This is a genomic window from Inquilinus ginsengisoli, assembly GCF_031453975.1.
In the GTDB taxonomy this organism is placed as follows: domain Bacteria; phylum Pseudomonadota; class Alphaproteobacteria; order DSM-16000; family Inquilinaceae; genus Inquilinus; species Inquilinus ginsengisoli_A.
Genome location: NZ_JAVDPW010000004.1, coordinates 403505 through 426736, shown reverse-complemented (window position 1 = coordinate 426736; position 23232 = coordinate 403505). Strand labels below are relative to the sequence as shown.

Annotated in this window: 22 protein-coding genes; 19 read left to right on the top strand and 3 right to left on the bottom strand. The window is 70.2% G+C overall.

The genetic code is table 11. From position 1 onward, the window contains the following. Positions 1–287: 287 nt before the first annotated feature. The gene (locus E9232_RS13585; RefSeq protein WP_309794682.1) at positions 288–1868 is read right to left on the bottom strand and encodes an ABC transporter substrate-binding protein; all 1581 of its coding nucleotides are present in this window, start codon (positions 1866–1868) and stop codon (positions 288–290) included. A gap of 210 nt (positions 1869–2078) precedes the next feature. Between E9232_RS13585 and E9232_RS13580 the strand changes: the two genes are divergently transcribed. The 8 genes from E9232_RS13580 to E9232_RS13545 all read left to right on the top strand — a co-directional run bounded on the left by E9232_RS13580 (position 2079) and on the right by E9232_RS13545 (position 11343). Further along, a complete protein-coding gene (locus tag E9232_RS13580; protein ID WP_309794681.1) occupies positions 2079–3083 on the top strand; it encodes a GntR family transcriptional regulator in 1005 nt (334 codons plus the stop codon). An 11-nt stretch (positions 3084–3094) separates the two neighbouring features. Continuing rightward, positions 3095–3781 carry a creatininase family protein gene (locus E9232_RS13575; RefSeq protein ID WP_309794680.1) on the top strand — a complete coding sequence of 229 codons (687 nt, stop codon included), beginning with the start codon at positions 3095–3097 and terminating at the stop codon, positions 3779–3781. Continuing rightward, positions 3778–4806: a ketopantoate reductase family protein gene (locus E9232_RS13570; RefSeq protein WP_309794679.1), complete on the top strand. Its 1029-nt coding sequence runs from the start codon at positions 3778–3780 to the stop codon at positions 4804–4806. The genes E9232_RS13575 and E9232_RS13570 overlap by 4 nt, the downstream gene beginning before the upstream one ends. Before the next feature lie 111 nt (positions 4807–4917). Further along, entirely contained in the window at positions 4918–5682 is a 765-nt protein-coding gene (locus E9232_RS13565; protein ID WP_309794678.1) for an SDR family NAD(P)-dependent oxidoreductase, read from the top strand. Next, entirely contained in the window at positions 5679–7061 is a 1383-nt protein-coding gene (locus E9232_RS13560) for a dipeptidase (protein ID WP_309794677.1), read from the top strand. Before E9232_RS13565 ends, E9232_RS13560 begins: the two co-directional genes overlap by 4 nt. Positions 7062–7197: 136 nt before the next feature. Then, complete coding sequence (gene ybaL, locus E9232_RS13555) at positions 7198–8952, top strand: YbaL family putative K(+) efflux transporter (protein ID WP_309794676.1); 1755 nt, start codon at positions 7198–7200, stop codon at positions 8950–8952. Between the two features lie 444 nt (positions 8953–9396). After that, entirely contained in the window at positions 9397–10728 is a 1332-nt protein-coding gene (gene oxlT / locus E9232_RS13550; protein WP_309794675.1) for an oxalate/formate MFS antiporter, read from the top strand. Between the two features lie 267 nt (positions 10729–10995). Next, positions 10996–11343 carry a hypothetical protein gene (locus E9232_RS13545; protein WP_309794673.1) on the top strand — a complete coding sequence of 116 codons (348 nt, stop codon included), beginning with the start codon at positions 10996–10998 and terminating at the stop codon, positions 11341–11343. A gap of 155 nt (positions 11344–11498) precedes the next feature. Here the strand turns inward: E9232_RS13545 and phnF are convergent, their stop codons facing one another. Next, positions 11499–12257, bottom strand: coding sequence for a phosphonate metabolism transcriptional regulator PhnF (phnF, locus tag E9232_RS13540; protein ID WP_309794671.1), 759 nt, complete (start codon positions 12255–12257; stop codon positions 11499–11501). Between the two features lie 97 nt (positions 12258–12354). Here phnF and phnG point away from each other — a divergent pair, with 97 nt between their 5' ends. From phnG to E9232_RS13485, 11 genes are all read left to right on the top strand, one after another. Further along, positions 12355–12807 carry a phosphonate C-P lyase system protein PhnG gene (gene phnG / locus E9232_RS13535; RefSeq protein ID WP_309794669.1) on the top strand — a complete coding sequence of 151 codons (453 nt, stop codon included), beginning with the start codon at positions 12355–12357 and terminating at the stop codon, positions 12805–12807. Beyond that, positions 12804–13409, top strand: coding sequence for a phosphonate C-P lyase system protein PhnH (gene phnH / locus E9232_RS13530; protein ID WP_309794668.1), 606 nt, complete (start codon positions 12804–12806; stop codon positions 13407–13409). Before phnG ends, phnH begins: the two co-directional genes overlap by 4 nt. A gap of 4 nt (positions 13410–13413) precedes the next feature. Then, entirely contained in the window at positions 13414–14532 is a 1119-nt protein-coding gene (locus E9232_RS13525; protein ID WP_309794667.1) for a carbon-phosphorus lyase complex subunit, read from the top strand. After that, positions 14529–15473, top strand: coding sequence for an alpha-D-ribose 1-methylphosphonate 5-phosphate C-P-lyase PhnJ (locus E9232_RS13520; protein WP_309794666.1), 945 nt, complete (start codon positions 14529–14531; stop codon positions 15471–15473). Before E9232_RS13525 ends, E9232_RS13520 begins: the two co-directional genes overlap by 4 nt. Then, the gene (gene phnK, locus E9232_RS13515) at positions 15470–16246 is read left to right on the top strand and encodes a phosphonate C-P lyase system protein PhnK (RefSeq protein WP_309794665.1); all 777 of its coding nucleotides are present in this window, start codon (positions 15470–15472) and stop codon (positions 16244–16246) included. Before E9232_RS13520 ends, phnK begins: the two co-directional genes overlap by 4 nt. Before the next feature lie 2 nt (positions 16247–16248). After that, entirely contained in the window at positions 16249–16986 is a 738-nt protein-coding gene (gene phnL, locus E9232_RS13510) for a phosphonate C-P lyase system protein PhnL (protein ID WP_309794664.1), read from the top strand. After that, positions 16983–18128 (top strand): alpha-D-ribose 1-methylphosphonate 5-triphosphate diphosphatase, encoded by a 1146-nt coding sequence (locus E9232_RS13505; protein ID WP_309794662.1) that lies wholly within the window; start codon positions 16983–16985, stop codon positions 18126–18128. Before phnL ends, E9232_RS13505 begins: the two co-directional genes overlap by 4 nt. Positions 18129–18130: 2 nt before the next feature. Next, positions 18131–18835 (top strand): DUF1045 domain-containing protein, encoded by a 705-nt coding sequence (locus tag E9232_RS13500; RefSeq protein ID WP_309794660.1) that lies wholly within the window; start codon positions 18131–18133, stop codon positions 18833–18835. Beyond that, positions 18832–19374, top strand: coding sequence for an MOSC domain-containing protein (locus tag E9232_RS13495; protein WP_309794658.1), 543 nt, complete (start codon positions 18832–18834; stop codon positions 19372–19374). Before E9232_RS13500 ends, E9232_RS13495 begins: the two co-directional genes overlap by 4 nt. A 138-nt stretch (positions 19375–19512) precedes the next feature. Further along, positions 19513–20700, top strand: coding sequence for a M20 metallopeptidase family protein (locus tag E9232_RS13490; RefSeq protein ID WP_309794656.1), 1188 nt, complete (start codon positions 19513–19515; stop codon positions 20698–20700). A gap of 155 nt (positions 20701–20855) precedes the next feature. Further along, positions 20856–22238: an MFS transporter gene (locus E9232_RS13485; protein WP_309794653.1), complete on the top strand. Its 1383-nt coding sequence runs from the start codon at positions 20856–20858 to the stop codon at positions 22236–22238. Between the two features lie 33 nt (positions 22239–22271). Here E9232_RS13485 and E9232_RS13480 read toward each other — a convergent pair whose 3' ends face one another. Beyond that, positions 22272–23123: a universal stress protein gene (locus tag E9232_RS13480; protein ID WP_309794652.1), complete on the bottom strand. Its 852-nt coding sequence runs from the start codon at positions 23121–23123 to the stop codon at positions 22272–22274. Positions 23124–23232: the final 109 nt, after the last annotated feature.

The window sequence follows — 23232 nt, the reverse complement described above, 5'->3', positions numbered from 1 at the left end:
CCTCCGGTCTCGACGGTCAGGGCGGGACGAATTCCGTTCCCTCTCGGTGCCGCCCTTTGGTGTCCCCCCTCCCCTTGCGGGAGGGGGGTAGGGGGAGGGGGCTGTCGATCGAAGAGAGGCAATGCTGCAGGAACGAGGCGTGTCGAGATCCGGCTCCTGTCGGGACAGAGGGCGCCGGACGCGAGAACCCCCTCCCCCTAACCCCCTCCCGCGAGGGGAGGGGGGACTCAGAAATCCGGAAGGATCGGTCCTGAAACAGCCTTGTCGGCTCAACCTATGCACCCGCATCACTTCGTCAGATAGGCGCCGGCGAAGATATTGTTGCCGAGCGGGATCTGGACGAAGCCCTGCACGTTCTTGCGCAGCGCCACCGGATAGGGCGTCTCGTAGAGGTACAGGACCGGGCCGGACGCGGTGTAGATCTTCTGGATCTGGGCGTAGTCCTCGGCCCGCTTCTTGGGATCGCTCTCCTTCTGCGAGGCCTCGAACAGCTTGTCGACCTCCTCGTTCTTCCAGCCCGAATGCAGGGCGTCGATGACCGGCGAATAGGCGAAGTAGGAGGTGATCTCGCTGGGGTCGTTCAGGTCGTCGGTCCAGGCCGCCATCCGCATCGAGAAATTGCCCTTGCGGTAGCGGTCGGTCAGGGTCGCGTTGTCGACCTGGTCGATCTCCAGCTTCACCCCCACCGCCGCCCACATCTGCTGCACCGCGGCGCCGATGCCGAGCTGGTCCTGGTTGCCCGGCAGCGCCATCACGCTGGTGGAGAAGCCGTCGGGATAGCCGGCCTCGGTCAGCAGCTGCTTCGCCTTGGCGGCGTCGACCGGATACAGCGGCGCGTCGCCGGTGTGGTACAGCGTGGTCGACGCCATGTAGGAGGTCTGCGGCTTGCCGATGCCGTGGGTCACGATCTGGATGATCGCATCCTTGTCGATGGCATAGTTCAGCGCCTGCCGCACCTTCTCCTTCGCCAGCGGGTTGTCGGACCCGTCGGCCAGCTTCGGCCGGACATTGGTGACGATGTACTGGACCCGGGTCGAGGGATAGAGCTGCATCTGCAGGTCCGGGTCGGCCTGCAACTCGGCGACGCGGGCATAGGGGATGAACTCGGCGCCGTCCAACTCACCCGACTGCAGCTTCAGGATGCGGGTGGCGTCGTCCGGGATGATCTGGAAATCGACCCCGTCGAGATAGGGCAGGGGCTTCCCGTCCTCGCCCTGCTTCCAGTAGTAGGGGTTGCGGACGAGATGCATCGACGACCCGCGCTCCCACTTGTCGAAGGCGAAGGGTCCGGATCCGATCGGGTGTTCGGCGAAGGCATGCGCCTTCTCGTCGTCGGTGGCGCCCGGCGTCGCTTCGAACGCCGCCTTCGGCATGATGCCGGTGTTGAAGGTCGACAGCGCGGCGGTGATCGCCGGGTCGGGATGCTGCAGCTTCAGCACCACCGTCTTCGGGTCCTGCACCACCACCTCGCCGATCGAGGCGACCAAGCTGTTCCAGGCGCCGTTCTTCGGGTTGCGCGCCCGATCCAGCGACCACTTCACATCCTCGGCGGTGATCGGCTTGCCGTCGGAGAACTTGGTGCCCTCGCGCAGGGTCAGCGTCACCGACAACCCGTCGTCGGACACCGTCCAGGCGGTGGCCAGGCCGGGTTCCACCGAGAGCCCGTCGGCCGAGGGCTGCAGCAGCGTGTCGTAGAGATTGGTCAGGATCCAGATATCGACATTGGCGTCGTTCAGCACCGGGTCGAGGAACAGGCTGTCGGCATAGCGCCCGTACCGCATCTCCCCGCCGCGCTCGACCGCCAGCGCCGCCGCACTCGTGCCAGCCAGCAACACCGCCGCCACTGCCGCTCTCAGCAGCATCCTCATCACGACCTCCGCAGTTTTGTGAAAGCCTCCCGGATCGCCAAGTGTTCTGGCGTTCTAGAACGCTAGCGCCGGGATGCCGACGGTGTCAATCGATCAACTCGTTGCGATAGTGGGAAATCATTGCAAAAAAATGTCGCATCCGGGGATCGGGATTGCTGGTCTTGAGCTGAGTGTGCTAGTCGATTGGAACAGGGAATATCCCATATCGCCATGAAGCTGCACATCGATCGCGAATTGCCGGTGCCTCTCGGGGTCCAGGTCCGAGGCCTGATCGAATACGGCATCGCCTGCGGCGAGCTGTCGCCGGGCGAGCGGCTGCCCTCGGTGCGCGAATTGGCGGACACGCTGAAGGTGGCGCCGATGACGGTGGCCCAGGTCTATCGCGGCCTGCGCGAGGCCGGGCTGATCGAGACCCGCTCAGGCCTGGGCAGCTTCGTCGGTGGCGATCGCGGCCTGGGTGGCCGGCCGCAGGCGCAGATGGCCGATGTCCAGCGCCGGCTCGACCACCTGATCGACGACGCCGCGGCGATCGGCCTGAAGCCCGCCGATTTCGCCGGCATGGTCCAGGCGCGGCTGGCCCGGCGCGAGCAGCGGCGGCGCGCCCGCAGCATCATCATGCTCGGCCTGTTCGCCGACGCCACCCGCGCTTATGCCCGGGCGATCCAGGCCCGGCTGCCCTCCGGCGTGACGGTCGAGCCGCTGACCCTGGACGAGCTGAAGACCAGCGAGCCGGCCTTACAGCGCGTGGCCGAGGCCGAGCTGGTGGTGACCTTCCCCAACCGACAGCGCGAGATCGCCGCTTTGCTGCCGGAAAGCCGGGTGGTGGCGATCCGCTTCATTCCGTCGGAAGAGACTCGGCGGGCGCTGGCCGGGCTGGACCCGATGACCCGGCTGGGCATCGCCTCCCGCTTCCCGGACTTCCTGCCGATCATGAAATCCGGCGTCCAGCGTTTCGCCCCGCATGTGCGCAGCATCGTCGCCGCCGCCCTCGGCACGCCGGCGCTCGACGCGGTGATCGACCAGTCCGATGTCCTCGTCCTGTCCACCGGCGCCGAAAGCGTGCTCCCCCGGCTGCGCCCGGAAGTGCGGGCGATCGAGTACCGCCACAGCCCGGACCCGGTGGATGTCGACCAGCAGATCGTGCCCCTGCTGCAGCCCGGGGCCGCGAACGTCTCAGAACCCAATGCCGCCGAACCGAGCGAGGTCCTGCCGTGAAGATCAGCGAGATGAACTGGAGTCAGGTCGCCGCCTGGCTGGAGCATGACGACCGGTGCGTGCTGCCGCTGGGCAGCACCGAGCAGCATGCGGGCTTGAGCCTGTCGGTCGATAGCATCCTGAGCGAGCGGGTGGCGGTCGAGGCGGCGGAGCCGCTGGGCGTGCCGGTGTTCCCGGCCCTGGCCTACGGCATCACCCCGTATTTCCTGGCCTATCCCGGCACGGTCAGCCTGCGGGTCGAGACTTATGCCAGGCTGGTGCGCGACATCCTCGATAGCCTGTACCGCACCGGCTTCCGCCGCATCCTGCTGGTCAACGGCCATGGCGGCAACCAGCCGGCGCATTCGGTCGCGATCGAGTGGATGACCGAGAACCCGGGCGCCGCGGTGAAGTACCACGCCTGGTGGAACGCGCCGCAGACCTGGGCCAAGGTGCAGGAGATCGACACCGAGGCCTCGCACGCCTCGTGGATGGAGAACTTTCCCTGGACCCGGCTGCCGGGGGTCGACCAGCCGACCCAGCGCAAGCCGATGATCGACTTCGCCCGGATGCGGCTGATGGACCCCGAGGCGCTGAAGGCCTATCTCGGCGACGGCAATTTCGGCGGCCATTACGAGCGGTCGGATGCCGAGATGCTGGCGCTGTGGTCGGTGGCGGTGGCCGAGACCCGCGCCCTGATGGAAGGGCCCTGGGCATGAGCACCGCGACCCCGATCCTGATCTGGGGCGCCGGCGCGATCGGCGGCTCGATCGGCGCGGCGCTGATCCGGCGCGGCGCGGCCGACATCCTGTTCGTCGACCAGGCTGCCGACCATGTCGCCGCGATCAATGAAAGCGGCCTGCGGATCACCGGCCCGCTGGCGGAATACACGGTGGCGGCCCGCGCGGTCACCCCGGATGCGGTGACGGGCGAGTTCGACCAGATCTTCCTGTGCGTCAAGGCGCACCACACCGCCGCGGCGATGGAGGCCGTGGTCCCGCACCTGACACGCTGCGGCCATGTCGTCTCGATGCAGAACGGGCTGAACGAACGGGTGATCGCCGCCCGGATCGGCAAGGCCCGGACCATCGGCAGCTTCGTCAATTTCGGCGCCGACTATCTCGAGCCCGGCGTGATCCTGCATGGCGGCCGCGGCGCGGTCGTGGTCGGCGAGCTGGATGGCGAGCGGACGCCGCGGATCGAGAAGCTGCACCGCCTGCTGCTGGGCTTCGAGCCCAACGCGGTGCTCAGCGACAACATCTGGGGCTATCTCTGGAGCAAGCTGATCTACGGCGCGCTGCTGTTCGGCACGGCGGTGACGCCGGACTCGATCGCCGATGTGCTGGCGTCTCCGCGATACCGGCCGGTGCTGACCCGGCTGGCGCTGGAGGTCGGGGCGGTCGCCGCGGCCGAGAATATCCGCCTGGAGCCGTTCGACGGCTTCGACCCCGCCGCCTTCCGCCCGGGCGCGCCGGCCGAGGCGATCACCCGGTCCTTCGACGACATGGTGGCGCACAACCGCAAATCGGCGAAAAGCCACTCCGGGATCTGGCGCGACCTGGCGGTGCGGCACCGCCCGACCGAGGTCGACGCCCAGCTGGGCCCGGTGGCCGAGGTCGGGGCGCAGCACGGCGTGCCGACCCCGATCACGAGCCGGCTGATCGGCCTGATCCACGACATCGAGGCCGGGCGGCGCGCCATGGCGCTGTCCCTGCTGGACGAGCTGGAAACGGCGCCGGTGTGACCCCGTGGGTTGGGTTCGCTTTCGAACCCAACATCGCGCCGCAAACATCTGATTCCGTTGGGTTCGTCGAGGCGAACCCAACCTACGTCTGAGCTTCGACGGAGACATGCCATGAGCCAGGATTTCGCCGGCCGGACGGTGATCGTGACCGGGGCCGCCCATGGCTTCGGCAGGGCGATCGCGGCCGCCTTCGCCGCCCGGGGCGCGCGGGTCTGGGCCTGCGACCGGCAGGCCGAGGGGCTGGCGGAGACCGCGCCCCTGCTCGGGCCGAACGGGGCGGTGCGCACCGTCGACATCACCGACCGTGCGGCGGTGCAGGCGCTGGTGGCGGAGGCCGAGGCGGCCTCGGCCGACGGCGCGGTCGACGTGCTGGTCAACAATGCCGGCGGCGTGCTGGGCCAGGTCGGCCGGCCGATCGAGGAGATCGACGCCGCGGCCTGGCAGTCGATCTTCGACGTCAACCTGTCCGGCGCCTTCTGGTGCGCCCAGGCGGTGGCGCCGGGCATGAAGCGGCGGGGCGGCGGGCGGATCGTCAACATCTCCAGCGGCGCCGGTCTCGGCGTCAGCCTGACCGGGATCCAGGCCTATGCCAGCGCCAAGGCCGGGCAGATCGGCCTGACCCGCCAGCTGGCGCATGAGCTCGGGGCCTGGGGCATCACCGTCAACAATGTCGCGCCCGGCTTCGTCCGCTCCAACCCCACCACCGAACGCCAGTGGGAGGCGATGGGGGAGGCGGGGCAAGCCCGCCTGCTCGGGGCCATCGCGCTGCATCGTCTCGGGACGGTCGACGACATCGCCGCTGCCGTGCTGTTCTTCGCCTCCGAATCGGCCGGCTGGATCTCCGGCCAGGTGCTGAGCGTGGATGGCGGAAAATGAGCGATGTCGAGACCCTGCTGCTGGACCGGTTCGAGCGGCATGTCGAGGAGCTGAAGCAGTACTGCGCGATCCCCAGCGTCAGCACCGATCCCGCCTACAAGCCGGAGATCGAGCGGGCGGCGCGCTTCGTCGCCGACCGCATGACCAGGGCAGGGCTGGAGCGGGTCGAGATCCTGCCGACCGAGGGCCATCCCGCCGTGGTGGCGGAATGGTGCCACGCCCCCGGCGCACCGACCGTGCTGGTCTACGGCCATTACGACGTGCAGCCGCCCGACCCGGTGGAGCTGTGGACCTCGCCGCCCTTCGAGCCGACGATCCGCGACAACCGGCTCTATGCCCGCGGCGCCTCGGACGACAAGGGACCGTCGCTGATCCCGATCCTGGTGGTCGAGGCCTTCCTGGAAAGCCAGGGCAAGCTGCCGGTGAATCTGAAGTTCCTGTTCGAGGGTGAGGAGGAGTGCGGCAGCGCCCATCTCGAGGCGCTGGTCACGGCCCAGGCCGACCGGCTGGCCGCCGATGTCGTGCTGTCGGCCGACGGCGCCCTGTGGCGGCCCGACCTGCCGACCGTCACCGTCGCCAGCCGGGGCATGCTGGCGATGGAGCTGGAGCTGCATGGCGCCGCCAAGGACCTGCATTCCGGCCGGCACGGCGGCAGCGCGCCCAACCCGCTGCCGGCGCTGGCCCGGCTGCTGGCGACCTTGCATGACGACGCCGGCGAGGTCGCGGTCGCGGAATTCCACGACGGCATCACGCCGCCGGACCCGAAGCTGATCGACGCCATCCGCGCCTCCGGCTTCGACGTCCAAGGCTACTTCAATGCGATCGGCGCCGAACTGCCGCGGCCGCTGCCCTCGGCCGAGGATCTGCTGGTGCGGCAATGGCTGAAGCCGACGCTGGAGCTGAACGGCATCACCGGCGGCTATGGCGGGCCTGGCACCAAGACCGTGATCCCGGCCAAGGCCGGCGCCAAGCTCTCCTGCCGCCTGGTCGCCGGCCAGGACCCGGACCGGGTCTTCGCGGCGATCGAGGCGCATCTGCGCCAGCACGCCCCGGCCGGATACCGGCTGGAGATCCGGCGCCACGGCCCGGGCTCCCAGGCCTTCGCCCTGCCGGCCGACCATCCGGTGCTGGCACTGACCGAAGGGGTGCTGGGCGAGATCTACGGCCAGCCGCCGCTGCGGGTGGCGATGGGCGCGACCATCCCGATCGGCACCATCTTCCGCCGCCGGCTGGGGATCGAGACGGTGTTCTTCAGCTTCTCGACCTCGGACGAGGACTACCATTCGCCGAACGAGTTCTTCCGGCTGGAGCGGTTCCGCGACGGCATGGTCGGCTGGGCCAGGCTGCTGCCACGCATGGCCGGGCAGAGCCCCGGATAGCGATGCGGGTCACGCCCGCGAGAAAATCTCGCCGCAGGGCATATCAAAGGTTGTGATCGGCCCCATCGTTCATAAATGATGGAACCGTGTCGGCCTGGCCGATGCATCCCCGACCATCGGAGGCCGAGGCGCATCCATGCCGCACGATACCCCCCTGATTGCCACCATCGTCGCCGGCCTCGGCCTGGCCTTCATCTTCGGCGCCATCGCCCACCGGCTGAAGGCGCCGCCGCTGGTCGGCTACCTCCTGGCCGGCATCCTGGTCGGGCCGCACACGCCGGGCTTCGTCGCCGACCAGGCGCTGGCGCCGGAACTGGCCGAGATCGGCGTCATCCTGCTGATGTTCGGCGTCGGGCTGCACTTCTCGCTGAAGGACCTGCTGTCGGTCCGCGCCATCGCGGTGCCCGGCGCCGTGGTTCAGATCGCCTTCGCCACCGCGCTGGGCCTCGGCCTGGCCCTGTGGCTGGGCTGGACCGTGGCCGGCGGCCTGGTGTTCGGCCTGGCCCTGTCGGTCGCCAGCACCGTGGTGCTGCTGCGGGCGTTGCAGGAACGCCGGCTGGTCGAGACCGAACGCGGCCGCATCGCCGTCGGCTGGCTGATCGTCGAGGACCTCGCGATGGTGCTGGCGCTGGTGCTGCTGCCCGCGCTGGCGGGGCTGGTGAACGGCGGCGGCGAGGTGGTCGCCACCGATCCGATCGCCGCCTATTTCGACCTCGGCATCGGCGGGGTGCTGGGGCTGACCCTGCTCAAGGTCGCGGCCTTCGTCGCCCTGATGCTGGTGGTCGGCCGCCGGGTGATCCCCTGGGTGCTGCACTACACCGCCCACACCGGGTCGCGCGAGCTGTTCCGGCTGGCGGTCCTGGCGATCGCGCTGGGCGTTGCCTTCGGCTCGGCCAAGCTGTTCGGGGTGTCGCTGGCGCTCGGCGCCTTCTTCGCCGGCATGATCCTCGGCGAATCCAAGCTCAGCCATGCCGCGGCGCAGGAAACGCTGCCGCTGCGCGACGCTTTCGCGGTGCTGTTCTTCGTCTCGGTCGGCATGCTGTTCGACCCGGCCAGCCTGCTGCGCGACCCGCTGCCGATGCTGGCCGTCGTGTTCATCATCGTCATCGGCAAGTCGGTCGCCGCCTTCGTCATCGTCCGCGTCTTCCGCCACCCCGTCGGCACGGCGCTGCTGATCTCGGCCAGCCTGGCGCAGATCGGCGAGTTCTCCTTCATCCTGGCCGAGCTCGGGGTGCAGACCGGCTTGCTGCCGGAGGCGGGGCGCGACCTGATCCTGGGCGGCGCCATCCTGTCGATCTTGCTCAACCCCGTGGTGTTCACCGCCTTCGGCCGGCTGCGGCCGATGCTCGAGCGGCCGGCCCCGGCCGTCGCCGAACCCTCGGTGGCCGCGGAACCGGTGCCCGATGCGGTCGAGGCGGCGACGCTGGCCGAGCCGGCGGTGCCGACCGCCCTGGCAGGCCATGCCGTGCTGGTCGGCTACGGCCGGGTCGGGAGCTTGGTCGGGGCGGCGCTGCAGGCCCAGGGCCGGCCGTTCCTGGTGATCGAAGATGCCGACCAGCCGGTGGCGCGGCTGCAGGAGGAAGGGGTCGAGACCATCATCGGCAACGCCGCCAGCCCGGAGATCCTGGGCCTCGCCAACCTGGCCGGCGCGCGCCAGCTGGTGGTCGCCGTGCCCAATGCCTTCGAGGCGGGCCAGATCGTCGCCCAGGGCCGCGCCGCCAATCCCGGCCTCGCCATCATCGCCCGGGCGCATTCGGATGCCGAGGTCGAGCATTTGACGGGCCTGGGCGCCGACACCGTGATCATGGGCGAGCGTGAGATCGCCCGCGGCATGGCGGAGGCGCTGGCGGCCCAGCCCGACCCCCGCCCGGAGGAGGCCGTGGCGGGCTGATCCGGCCCGCCATTGCAAATCTGTTGCACCGGTCGGCGGCTTCAGACATATTTCATTTTGTATACCAGTTGAGATCGATTTGATCAGGACTGGCTGCGGGCAGGATCCCGCCGACGGCCGAGAGGACCGTTGTCGGCCCGCGCCGTCGCCGATTGCGCATCCGGGCGAACGACAGGACGGTCCGCCCCGTTTCGACGCACCGACCGGGACGCTCAGCGCCCGCATCTCCGATACCACTTGGCTGGCGCTCAGCGCCCTACGCCTTTGCAGGCTCCCGCAGGCTCGACGGGTCAGGATCAGCGGAACCGACGATTCGGAGGCCCCGGATCCGGTTCGATCTTGACGCCACCGACGGCGCCGGGGAGCGTCACGAAGGCCAAAGAACCGCCGGCATCCAACGACCGGCCGAACGAGAGCAACGCGACACTGGGGAGAGCCATCGCCATGAGTGCGATTTCCAACGATTCCGCGGGGACGGGGAGAGCTCCGGCGAACCGCTGGGTTCAGCTGATTGCCGGCATCGTCTGTATGGTCGCCGCCGCGAACATCCAATACGCCTGGACCCTGTTCGTGCCGGAGATCCAGGAGACCTATGGCTGGAGCCGCGCGTCGATCCAGACCGCCTTCACCATCTTCGTCATCGTCCAGACCTGGCTGACCCCGATCGAGGGGTACTTCATCGACAAATACGGCCCGCGCGCCCTGGTGCTGGTGGGCGGTGTCATGACCGGCCTGTCCTGGGTGGTGAACTCCTACGCCACCTCGCTGCCCGGCTTCTATGTCGGCGCCGCGATCGGCGGTATCGGCGTCGGCTGCGTCTACGCCACCTGCATCAATGCCGCGCTGAAATGGTTCCCGGACCGGCGCGGCCTCGCGGTCGGCCTCACCGCCGGCGGCTACGGCGCCGGCTCGGCCCTGACCATCATCCCGATCGCCAGCGTCATCGCCGGCTCGGGCTACCAGACCGCCTTCTTCTGGTTCGGCCTGATCCAGGGCAGCATCATCTTCGCCGCCGCCTGGTTCCTGCGCGCCCCGGGCAAGCAGGAGGTGAAGCACTCGACCAAGGTCGCCCAGTCCCGGCGCGACTACACGCTGGGCGAGGCGCTGCAGACCCCGGTGTTCTACGTCATGCTGTTCATGTTCATCTGCACCGTCACCGGCGGTCTGATGGCGGTGGCCCAGCTCGGCGTCATCGCCCAGGATCTGGGCGTCAAGGACATGCCGGTGAACCTGTTCTTCTTCACCATGGCGGCGCTGCCCTTCGCCCTGATGCTGGACCGCATCATGAACGGCATCTCGCGGCCCTTCTTCGGCTGGGTGTCCGACCATATCGGGCGTGAGAAGACGATGTGCATCGCCTTCACCATGGAAGGCATCGGCATCGTCGCGCTCGGCACCTTCGGCCACAACCCGTGGGCCTTCCTGATCCTGTCGGGCGTGGTGTTCCTGGCCTGGGGCGAGGTCTACTCGCTGTTCAGCGCCACGGCCGGCGACACCTTCGGCACCAAGCACCTCGGCAAGATCTACGGCGTGCTGTACTGCGCCAAGGGCGTCGCCGCGCTGCTGGTGCCGTTCGGCAACCTGCTGATGGAGGCGACCGGCACCTGGTCGACGGTGCTGTACACCGTCGCGGCGATGGATTTGATCGCGGCCTTCTCGGCGATCGTGATCCTGCGGCCGATGCTGATCCGGCACCACGCCCGCAACGCCGCGGCCGCCTCGGTCGAGGCGCAGCGGCCGGCCAGCCACAGCGGCCGCCTGGCCAGCGCCAACTAGTTCGGTTCGGAGACCGGGGCCGGTCGTCCGGCCGGCCCCCAAAGCGACTCACCCGGCCGTCGGCAGTCCGTCCCCATGGCGGCCGGGGATTTTCGGAGCGGCGCGCAGGCTCCGCGGGGATGGATGAGCCGGGTCGGGAGGGGCAGCCTTCCCGCCCGGTTTCCATTTTGGGGCTGTTTCATTGCGCATCGCCCCATTTTGCCCCTATCTGGAGCCTGGGCCCGACCTGCGTCGCGCGTCCATGGCAACGACGGGGGCCGTTCGCCGATGATCGACATCGTCACAGGCGTCGGCCGCTTCCTGCTCTATCTCGTGGTCGCGCTGGTCTGGGCCCTGGCGCTGGCTCTCGGCTACTCGGTGATGAGCTGCGGCAACGGCGACATGGTCGCCTGGGCGCTGCTGCTCGTGCTCTATGCCGGATTCATCTTGTGGCCGCTGGCGCTGCTGGCGGCCATCGGGGCCCTGATCGCGACCGTCCGGTATCGCCCGTTCCGCGACGGCGCCTCCGCCCGGCGACTGTTGCACACCGTCGTGGCCGTCGCGCTGGTCTTGGCCTTCATCGGGGTGGCCTTCGGCTTCGGCGAACCAGGATCCTGCGGCCTCGGCGGGTTCTGACGCCGAGCCTCAGAGATCGTTTGGAAATGCGCTGGTGAGAGTCGACTGGCGGTGGTTTCGAGAACCGGCGCGCAGCGGACGTTTGGGTCCGTGAGCACCGGAAGCGGAGAAACCGCCGTCAGACGGCCGCACCAGTAGCAGTTACAGATGGTCTCTCAGCCTTCGAACACCAGCTGGATGCGATCGCTGGCGAAGCTGGACAGGCCGAACTCGACCACCTGGCCCTCGGCGTCGACATTGATCGCCTCGGTCGCCATCACCGGCCGGGTGCGGGCGATCTCCAGCAGCCGCTGCTCGCGCGAATCGGGCAGCCGGGCCGAAACCCGGGTGCGCTTGCGGGTGTAGTCGGCGATGCCGTAGCGGGCGAAGCTCGCCGTCACTGAACCGGTCTCGCGGAAGATCTCGACCAGCCCGGGAAACCGGGTCGCCGGGAAGTAGTGGCTGGCCAGGCTCAGCGGCAGGCCGTCGGCATGCGAGCGCGTGTCCAGCCGGATCACCCGCACGCCGGCGGCGATCTCCAGCTCCCGCGCCACCGCGGTCGGGGCTGGCTCGATCGCCGAATCCAGCAGCTCCAGCCGGGCGTGCCGGTTCTCGCGCCGCATGTTCTCGTGGAAGCGGGTGCGCCGGCCGATCAGATAGGCGATGGCGCCGAGATGGACGAAGGTGCCGCGGCCCTGGGTGACGTCGATCAGCCCGTGCTCCTCCAGCTCCGCCATCGCCCGGCGCACCGTGTGCCGGTTGACGCCGAAGCGCTCCGCCAGCTCCGCCTCGGTCGGCAGCCGGGCGCCGGCGGCGTGCACGCCGTCACTGATCTCCCGCTCCAGCGTCTCGCTGATCTGCCGCCACAGGGCGACGCCGGCGCCGCGGCTCAGCGAGCTGGCGGTCAGGGGGCGGTCATCGGGGGCGTCACGCAAAATTCATCCTTCCCGGCTTGCGGCCGTCATCGGATCCGGTTCATGATCTAAACATACGGATGACTAGACAAATTAGCAATAGGTTGTTCCACCTATGATGAGCGGAACCGAACAGCGCCGGGGCTGGATGTCCATCCTGGCCAAGGCCGAGCCGGCGGCGCTGCAGCGCCTGTGGTCGGCGCTGGGGGTCGAGGACGGCTTCACCACGCTGCGCCCGGCCGAGACCGGCATGGTGATGGTGCGCGGCCGCGCCGGCGGCGACGGCATGGCCTTCGCCCTGGGCGAGATGACGGTGACCCGTTGCACCGTGCGGCTGGACGGCAGCGACGTGCTGGGCTTCGCCTATGTCGCCGGCCGCGACCGCCGCCACGCCGAGATCGCGGCCCGGGCCGATGCCCTGCTGCAGACCGGCCGGCGCGACGCCGTCGAAGCCGGTCTGGTGGCGCCGCTGCGCCAGGCCCAGGCCGAGGCCAAGGCGGCGGCGCAGCGCAAGGCCGCGGCCACCCGGGTCGACTTCTTCACCATGGTGCGCGGGGAGAATCCGCGATGAGCAGCCTCCTTGACTCTGCCGCCCTGCTGCCCGGCTTCGCCGACCCGGTGCTGGGCGGCCAGGCGGTGTTCCGCGCCGTGCTCGACGCCCTGGCCCGGCCCGGCCGGCCGGTGACCTGCCCGGAGCCGGTCGCGGCGCCGGCGCCGCTCGGCCGCGCCATGGCGGCGGCGGCGCTGACCCTGGTCGATTTCGACACGCCGGTGTGGCTCGACCCGGCGCTGGCGATCCCGGCGGCGCAGAGCTTCCTGCGCTTCCACACCGGGGCGCCGCTGGTCGCCGATGCGGCGGCCGCATCCTTCGTCTTCGTCGCCGACCTGGCGGCGCTGCCGCGCCTCGGCGGCCTCGCCCTGGGCGAGGATCGCTACCCCGACCGGTCGGCCACGCTGGTGGTCGAGGTCCCGGCGCTGGACGGCACCGCGATGGGCCGCTTCACCGGCCCGGGCATCGCCACGGCCGAGCCGGCCGGCGTGGTCGGGCTGCCCTCCTGGTTCCGCGAGGACTGGGCCGCCAATGGCGCGGCCTATCCGCTCGGGGTCGACCTCCTGTTCACCTGCGGCGACCGCATGCTGGGTCTGCCGCGCACCACGCGCTGGGAGGGCTGATCCCATGTATGTCGCCGTCAAGGGTGGCGAGAAGGCGATCGAGAACGCCCAGGCGCTGGTGGCGGAAACCCGCCGGGGCGATCCTGGTGTTGCCGAGATCGCGCCGGACCAGATCCGCGAGCAGCTGGGCCTCGCCGTCGACCGGGTGATGTCCGAGGGATCGCTGTACGACCGCGACCTCGCCGCGCTGGCGATCAAGCAGGCGCAGGGCGATCTGGTCGAGGCGATCTTCCTGCTGCGCGCCTACCGCACCACGCTGCCGCGCTTCGCCGTGTCGGAGCCGATCGACACCGCTGCCATGACCGTGCGGCGCCGGGTCTCCGCCACCTACAAGGACATTCCGGGCGGCCAGATCCTGGGGCCGACCTACGACTACACCCATCGCCTGCTCGACTTCGCTTTGGCCGCAGCCGGCGAACCGCCGGTGGCGCCGGAAGGCGAGGCGGGGCCGGGCGGCCCGGTGCCGCGGGTGGTCGACATCCTCAACCGCGAAGGGCTGATCGAGCGCGAGGCCGAGGCGCCGGAAGGCCATGAGCCGGTCGACCTGACCCGCGACCCGCTGACCCTGCCGGCCGACCGCGACCAGCGGCTGCAGAACCTGGCGCGCGGCGACGAGGGCTTCCTGCTGGCGCTGGGCTATTCGGTGCAGCGCGGCTACGGCGGCAACCACCCCTTCGCCGGCGAGATCCGGCTGGGCGAGGTGGCGGTCGAGATCGTGCCGGAGGAGCTGGGCTTTGCCATCGAGATCGGCGAGATCACCGTCACCGAATGCCAGATGGTGAACCAGTTCGCCGGGTCGAAGACGGCGCCGCCGCAGTTCACCCGCGGCTATGGCCTGGCCTTCGGCCATTCCGAACGCAAGACCATGGCGATGGCGCTGGTCGACCGGGCGCTGCGCGGCCGCGAGCTGGGCGAGGCCGCCCGCTATCCGGCACAGGACGAGGAATTCGTCCTGGCGCACAGCGACAATGTCGAGGCCTCGGGCTTCGTGCAGCACCTCAAGCTGCCGCACTACGTCGATTTCCAGGGCGAGCTGGAGCTGATCCGCCGGCTGCGGGCGGAGCATGACCAGCGGGCCCGCGAAGCAGGCGGGGCAGAAACCCGAAAGGAGGCGGCGGAATGAGCGCCGGCACTGTGACGACCGCAACCGGGCGCGACCCCGGCTACAACTTCGCCTATCTCGACGAGCAGACCAAGCGGATGATCCGCCGGGCGCTGCTGAAGGCGGTGGCGATCCCCGGCTACCAGGTGCCGTTCGGCGGGCGCGAGATGCCGGTGCCCTATGGCTGGGGCACGGGCGGCATCCAGGTCACCGCCAGCATCATCGGCCCCGACGATGTGCTGAAGGTGATCGACCAGGGCGCCGACGACACCACCAACGCCGTCAACATCCGCCGCTTCTTCGCCCGCGTCGCCGGGGTGGCGACCACCGAGGACACCGGCGCGGCCACGGTGATCCAGACCCGCCACCGCATCCCGGAGCAGCCGTTGGTCGAGGGCCAGATCCTGGTCTACCAGGTGCCGCAGCCGGAGCCGCTGCGGATGCTGGAACCGCGCGAGGTCGAGACCCGGCTGATGCACGGCTATGCCGATTACGGGCTGATGCATGTCCGGCTGTATGAGGACATCGCCCGCTACGGCCACATCGCCACCACCTATTCCTATCCGGTGATGGTGCATGGCCGGTACCTGATGTCGCCGTCGCCGATCCCGAAATTCGACAATCCGAAGATGCACATGAACCCGGCGCTGCAGCTGTTCGGCGCGGGGCGCGAGAAGCGGATCTATGCCATCCCGCCCCACACCAAGGTGGTCAGCCTGGATTTCGAGGACCATCCCTTCGAGATCCAGCATTGGGACCAGCCCTGCGCCCTGTGCGGCGCCGAGGGCAGCTATCTCGACGAGGTCGTGCTCGACGACGCCGGCCAGCACATGTTCGTCTGCTCCGACAGCCATTACTGCCGCACCCGGCGCGAGGCCGGCCACCACGGCGCCATGAGTGGTGAGGCGCTGGCCGCCTATGACCGCGCGGTCGACCAAGCGCACGGGGGAGACGGGGCATGAGCGACGTCCTGCTGCGCGTCGACGGTCTGACCAAGCTCTACGGCGACACCGTCACCGGCTGCCGCGAGGTCGGCTTCGAGATGTCGTCCGGCGAGGTGCTGGGCATCGTCGGCGAAAGCGGGTCGGGCAAGACCACGCTGCTCAACTGCATCTCCGGCCGGCTGGCGCCCAGCGCCGGCACCGTCGAATTCGACACCCGCACCCGCGGCCTGATCGACATCTACGCGCTGTCGGAGCCGGAGCGGCGGATGCTGGCCCGCACCGACTGGGGCTTCGTGCACCAGAACCCGCGCGACGGCCTGCGCATGGATGTCAGCGCCGGCGCCAATGTCGGCGAACGCCTGATGGCGGTCGGCGCCCGGCACTATGGCGGCATCCGCGGCCAGGCGCAGGACTGGATGGCCAAGGTCGAACTCGACCTCGACCGCATCGACGACCGGCCGGCGACCTATTCCGGCGGCATGCAGCAGCGGCTGCAGATCGCCCGCAACCTGGTCACCGGCCCGCGGCTGGTGTTCATGGACGAACCGACCGGCGGGCTCGACGTCTCGGTCCAGGCCCGGCTGCTCGACCTGCTGCGCGGCCTGGTGCGCCGGCTGGGCATCGCCGTGGTGCTGGTCACCCACGACCTCGCCGTCGCCCGCCTGCTGGCCGACCGGCTGATGGTGATGCGGCACGGGCGGGTGGTCGAGACCGGGCTGACCGACCAGGTGCTGGACGACCCGCAGCACCCCTACACCCAGCTCCTCGTCTCCTCCGTCCTGCAGGTCTGACCATGCCGCACACGACTCCGATGCCCAACATTGCGATGATCGAGGTCTCCGGCCTGTCCAAGGCCTTCGTGCTGCACAATCGCGGGGAAGCGGGGCAGGGCGGGGTTCGCCTGCCGGTGTTCGCCGGCATCGACTTCGCCGTCGCCGCCGGCGAATGCGTGGTGCTGGGCGGCGCGTCCGGCGCCGGCAAGAGCACCTTCATGCGCAGCCTGACCGGCAACTACCTGGCCTCGGCCGGGACCATCCGCATCCGGCACCAGGGCGAGCCGGTCGACATCACCACCGCCACCCCGCGCCGGATCCTGGAGATCCGGCGCCGCACGCTGGGCTATGTCAGCCAGTTCCTGCGCGTCATCCCGCGCGTGCCGACGCTGGAGATCGTCAAGGAGCCGATGCTGGCCTCCGGGGTGGAGGAGGGCGAGGCCGAGCGGCGCGCCCGCACCCTGCTGGCCCGGCTGAACCTGCCCGAGAGCCTGTGGGCCCTGCCGCCGGCCACCTTCTCCGGCGGCGAGCAGCAGCGGGTCAATCTCGCGCATGGCTTCGCGATGGAGTATCCCATCCTGCTGCTCGACGAGCCGACGGCCTCGCTCGACGCCGAGAACCGGCGCGTGGTCATCGAGCTGATCGAGGAGGCCAAGGCCCGCGGGGCCGCCATCGTCGGGATCTTCCACGACACGGCGGTCCGCGACCGGGTGGCGACCCGCATTTTCGACGTCACGCTCTACAAGGCAGCTGCATGAGCACCGAACTCATCTTCTCGAACGCCCGGATCGTCACGCCCGAGGCTGTCGTCACCGGAACGCTGCGGGTCGCGGACGGCCGCATCGCGGCCATTGACGAAAGCAGGGTGGAGGCGGGGGCGTCCACCGGCGAGGATCTCGACGGCGACTACCTGATCCCCGGCCTGATCGACCTGCACACCGACCATCTCGAGCGCCATGTCGCGCCGCGGCCGGGGGTGATGTGGAACAATGTCTCGGCGGCGCTGGCGCATGACGCCCAGGTCGCCACCGCCGGCATCACCACCGTGTTCGACAGCCTGTCGCTGATGGGCGAGCACAAGGGCGTGCCGCGCGGCAAGCTGCTGCGGCCGATGGTCGACGGGCTGGAGGCGGCGCGCCGCCAGGACATGCTGCGGGCGGACCATTTCCTGCATCTGCGCTGCGAGGTGGCCGACCCGCATGTGCTCGACTACCTCGCGGTGCTGGTCGAGGATCCGGCGGTGCGGCTCTTGTCGATCATGGACCACACGCCGGGGCAGCGGCAATACGTCCAGGTCGAGAAGTGGCGCCAGGCCAACCGCCACCGCTACAACGAGGCGGAGCTGGACGTCCTGCTGAAGGAACGCCAGGCGGCGCAGGAGGTCCATGCCGACCGTCACCGCCACGCCATCGCCGACATCGCGGCCCGCCGCGGCCTGGCGCTGGCCAGCCATGACGACGAAAGCGCGGCCCATGTCGACGAGGCGGTGTCGCTCGGCGTCGCCATCTCCGAATTCCCGACCACCACGGTCGCGGCCGAAGCGGCGCGCCGCCACGGCCTGTCGATCCTGATGGGTGCGCCGAATGTGGTCCGCGGCGGTTCGCACAGCGGCAATGTCGGCGCCGCCGACCTGGCCAAGGCCGGGCTGCTCGACATCCTGGCCTCGGACTACGTGCCGATCAGCATGCTGCACGCCGTGTGCATGCTGGCCGAGGATCCGGTCGGGCTCGGCCTGCCGCAGGCGATCGCCCTGGTCAGCGCCAACCCGGCCAAGGCAGCGGGGCTGGACGACCGCGGCACCATCGCGCCGGGGCTGCGGGCCGACCTGGTCCGCTTCCGCCTGGTCGACGGCGTGCCGCACATCCGCAGCGTGTGGCGCGCTGGAAAGCGGGTGGCCTGAGCATGACCCGACGCTACGCCATCTACTTCGCACCGCCGCCGGGCTCGCCCCTGGCGGAGCTGGGCGCCGACCTCATCGGCCGCGACCCGGTGACCGGCGAGGACAGGCCGCAGCCGCGGCTGGAGGGCATCGACCCCGGCCGCTTCCACGCCATCACCGCCGATGCCCGGCACTACGGCTTCCACGCCACGCTGAAGGCGCCGTTCCCGCTGGCCGACGGCATCCCGGCCGAGGCGCTGCACCACGCCGCCACCGCCTTCGCGGCCGACCGTGCGGCGGCCACCGGCCCGGCGCTGATGCTGGCCTCGATCGGCGGCTTCCTGGCGCTGGTGCCCTCGGCCGCGGCGCCGGAGGTGACTGGGCTGGCCGATGCCTGCGTCGAGGCCTTCGACCGCTTCCGCGCGCCGCTGTCCGCCGCCGAGCTGGAGCGGCGGCGCCGGTCGCCGCTGACGCCGGCGCAGGACCGCCATCTCGAACGCTGGGGCTACCCCTATGTGTTCGACCAGTTCCAGTTCCACATGACCTTGACCGCGCGGTTGACCGATGCGGCCGAGCACGACCGGGTCCGCGCCGCGCTGGCGGAGCGGACGGCGCCGGTGTGCCGCGACCCTCTGCGGATCGACGCGATCGCGGTGTTCGAGCAGGCGGACCGCGAGGCGCCGTTCCGCGTCACCGGGCGCTATCCGCTGCGGGGCGGCGCGGCATGACCGCCATCGTCACCGCGGTCGGCCGCAGCGCCGCCCACAGCTTCAGCAAGCCCACCCTCGACGGCATCCGGCTGCTGGCCGGGCTCGGGGTCGAGGGCGACGCCCATCTCGGCGTCACGGTGAAGCACCGGTCGCGGGTGGCGGTCGACCCGACCCAGCCGAACCTGCGCCAGGTCCACCTGATCCAGGCCGAGCTGTTCGACGAGCTGGCGGCCGCCGGCTTCGTCGTGGCGGCGGGCGACATGGGCGAGAACGTCGCCACCCGCGGCATCGACCTGCTGAGCCTGCCGACCGGCGCCCGGCTGCATCTCGGCGCCGACGCGGTGGTCGAGGTCACCGGCCTGCGCAACCCCTGCGCCCAGATCGACGGCTTCCAGCAGGGCCTGCTCAAGGCCGTGCTGGGCCGGGACGAGCACGGCCACCCGGTGCGCAAGGCCGGGGTGATGGCGGTCGTGCTGGCCGGCGGCGCGGTCCAGCCGGGCGATCCCATCCGGATCGAGTTGCCGCCGGAACCGCACCGGCCGCTGGAACGGGTGTGAGGTCGTAAGGGCCGGCCGGGATCGCCGCTGCATGGACCGGAGTGGCGGGCTGGCATGCGGATCAGGGGGTGTTCAGGGAGGCCGCATCGCTGTCAGGATGACGCCATCCCCTTCCGACCCTCGAGGAGTTCCCGGTCCATGGACAGGCGCGGCATCAACGATATCGGCGCATCGATCGACGCCGCGGTAAAGGCGATCGAGCCCGACCTGATCGAGGTTCGCCGCGACATCCATGCCCATCCCGAGATCGGCTTCGACGTCGAGCGCACCGCCGGCGTCGTCGCGGCCGAACTCGACAAACTCGGCATCGCCTACCGCGCCGGGATCGGCCGCACCGGCATCGTCGCCGACATCGCCGGCGGCGCGCCCGGGCCGATGCTGCTGATCCGCGCCGACATGGACGCGCTGCCGATCCACGAGATGACCGGGCTGCCCTTCGCCAGCACCGTGGCCGGCAAGATGCATGCCTGCGGCCACGACATCCACACCGCGACCCTGATCGGCGTCGGCGCCGTGCTGAAGGACCTGGCGCCGCAGCTGCGCGGCACCGTGCGGCTGGTGTTCCAGCCGGCTGAGGAGACGCAGGAGAGCGGCGCCGCCGCCATGATCGCCGACGGCGCGCTGGAGGGGGTCGACATGGCGCTGGCCTTCCACAACAGCCCGGGCATGGCGACCGGCAGGTTCGGCTACATCCACGGCGCCAGCACGGCGTCGGCCGACAGCTTCGACATCACCGTGCGCGGCCGGTCGGGCCACGCCGCGCGGCCGCAGGACACCATCGACCCGATCGTCGCTGCCGCCTATCTGGTAACCCAGCTGCAGACCGTGATCTCGCGCGAGATCAACCCGGCCGAGGGCGCGGTGGTAACCATCGGCAGCATCGCCGGCGGCGCCACCCACAACATCATCCCGGACAGCTGCACCCTGCGCGGCACCGTGCGCGCCCGGTCGCCGGAGGCGCGGGCCACCGCCGAGGCGGCGCTGCGCCGGATCGTGCAGGGCATCGCGCTCAGCCACCGGGTCGAATGCGACCTGGACTACGGGCTCGGCGTGCCGCCGCTGATGAATGACGAAAAGATGCTCGAGGCTTCGGTCGCCGCGGTGCGCCAGCAGTTCGGCGACGTGGTGCACGAGACCCCGCCCGGCTTCGGCGCCGAGGACTTCGCCTTCTTCTCCGAGCGGGTGCCGTCCTTCCACCTCAGGGTCGGGGCGTCGCAGCCCGGCCGCGACGACCATCTGCACAACTCCGACTACCAGCCGGACGAGGGCTGCATCGGCCTGGGCGTCGCCGCCCTGTCGCGCAGCGCGGTCGAACTGCTGTCCTGAGGCATGCGCCGGGGACATCCGGCGGGCCAAGGGTTGACCACGGCGCAGAGCCGGGCTGCGCCGAGGCGGGGAGACTGTTGCTGCTGTAACGATGCAGAAATCGCGTCGTAGCGCGGTCCGGTTACCCTGATCGTGCCGAAACGACGAGACTCTCGATGGACTCCAGGAACCTTCCGGCGGACACCGCCCGCATCATCGCCTTGCGCGAGCCCGCCGCGACTGCTGGGGACGAGGGTTCGGGTCCCGGCACCATCCGCGGCTTCGCGGTCAATCTGTCCTCGACCCGGCCGCTGACCCGCGGGGACTACAAGACCCTCGGCCTGGCCTCGCTCGGCGGCGCCTTGGAGTTCTACGACTTCATCATCTTCGTGTTCTTCGCCACGGCGGTGGGGCAGCAGTTCTTCCCGCCCGGGGTGCCGGACTGGCTGCGCCAGGTCCAGACCTTCGGGGTGTTCGCGGTCGGCTATCTCGTGCGGCCGCTGGGCGGCATCGTCATGGCGCATTTCGGCGATCTGCTGGGCCGCAAGCGGGTGTTCACCCTCAGCATCTTCCTGATGGCGGTCTCGACGCTCGGCATGGGGCTGCTGCCGACCTACGCCCAGGTCGGCGTCTGGGCCCCGATCGCGCTGCTGCTGCTGCGCATCGCCCAGGGCGCCGCGATCGGCGGCGAGGTGCCCGGCGCCTGGGTGTTCGTGTCCGAGCATGTGCCGTCGAACCGCATCGGCTACGCCTGCGGCACGTTGACCGCGGGGCTGACCGCCGGCATTCTGCTCGGCTCGCTGGTGGCGACGGTGGTCAACAGCCTGTACAGCCCGGCCGAGATCACCAGCTGGGCCTGGCGGGTGCCCTTCCTGCTCGGCGGCGTGTTCGGCCTGGCCTCGGTCTATCTGCGGCGCCTGCTGCAGGAGACCCCGATCTTCCGCGAGCTGCAGGCGCGCAAGGCATTGGCCGCCGAGATGCCGCTGAAGACGGTGGTGCGCGACCATCGCGCCGCGGTGGTGGTGTCGATGCTGCTGACCTGGCTGCTCTCGGCCGCGATCGTGGTGGTCATTCTGATGACGCCGGCGCTGCTGCAGAAGCTGCATGGCGTGCCGCTGGCGACGGCGCTGGAGGCGAACAGCGTCGCCACGCTGTGCCTGACGATCGGCTGCGTCATCGGCGGCGCCATCATTGACCGGATCGGCGCCGGGCGCTTCTTCGCCATCGGCTGCCCGCTGCTGGGCCTCAGCGTCTGGCTGTTCTACACCCAGAGCGCCGCGAACCCGGCGCTGCTGCTGCCGCTCTACGCCCTGACCGGCTTCCTGGTCGGTGTCGTCGGCGGTGTGCCCTATGTCATGGTCCGCGCCTTCCCGGCAGCGGTCCGCTTCTCCGGCCTGTCCTTCTCCTACAACGTCGCCTATGCGGTGTTCGGCGGGCTGACCCCGGTGGTGGTGCCGCTGCTGCTGGCGGTGGACCCGATGGCGCATGTCTACTACGTGCTCGCCCTGTGCGTCATGGGCGGCACGATCGGCCTGTGGCTGCTGAACCGCGAGGGCTGAGGCGGGGATCAGCCTGCGGCTGACCCGGGGCTCTCACCGCATCATCAGCACCGGGATCAGGCAGGACCGCACCATCGCGGTGGTGGTGCTGCCGATGATCAGGTTGCGGATGCGGGAGTGGCCGTAGGCGCCCATCACCAGCAGGTCGATCGGCGTGCGCTCGACCTCCGCCGCGATCACCGCCTCCGGCTCGCCCGGCAGGATCCGGGCGGTGATGTTCCAGCCGGCGTCGCGCAGCTTCGCCTCGGCCGCGGTCAGGCGGTTCTTGGCCTCGTCATCCGGGTTGCCGGCCATCAGCAGATGGCCCTCCAGCCCGCGCAGCAGCTGGCCTGCGGCGATCATGTCCACCGCCTTGGTCACGCTGGGGCCGCCGTCGAAGGCGATCAGGAAGCGCTGGATCGGCCGGAAGGCGCGGGCCGCCACCAGCACCGGCTTCTTGGTGGCGCGCGCCACCCGCTCGAGATTCGAGCCGAGATGCAGCTTGGCGAAATCCGCCGCCTCGCCGCGCTTGCCGATGACGATGACGCTGGTGTCGGATTCGAACTCGCCGACCGTCTCGACCAGGTCGCCATTGTAGAGATGGGTCTCGACCGTGACCGCGCCGGCCTCCGCGATCCGGGCCTTGCCCTCCTCCAGCAGGATCCGGCCGCGCCGCTGCGACAGGCTGGCCCGCTGCTCATCCATCGCGGCCAGCTCGGCCAGGATGTCCTGGGAATAGGCGACCAGGGTGCCGCTGATGTCGACCGGGATGGTCGAGACCTCGCGGCGGCCCAGCACATGCAGCAGCTCGACGGTCTGGTTCAGCCGTGCCGTGGCCCAGCCGGCGAGGTCGCAGACGCTCTGCGAGTAGATCGAGCCGTCGATACAGGCGAGGACTTTGGCCATGTCATCGGCTCCATGTCGGCCGCGCGGCACCAGTCCGCGGCGGCGCAGGGTGGTCTCAACAATGTGGAGCGGCGGCGCCGCGATCCAAGGCAGGATGCGCCGAGGATCG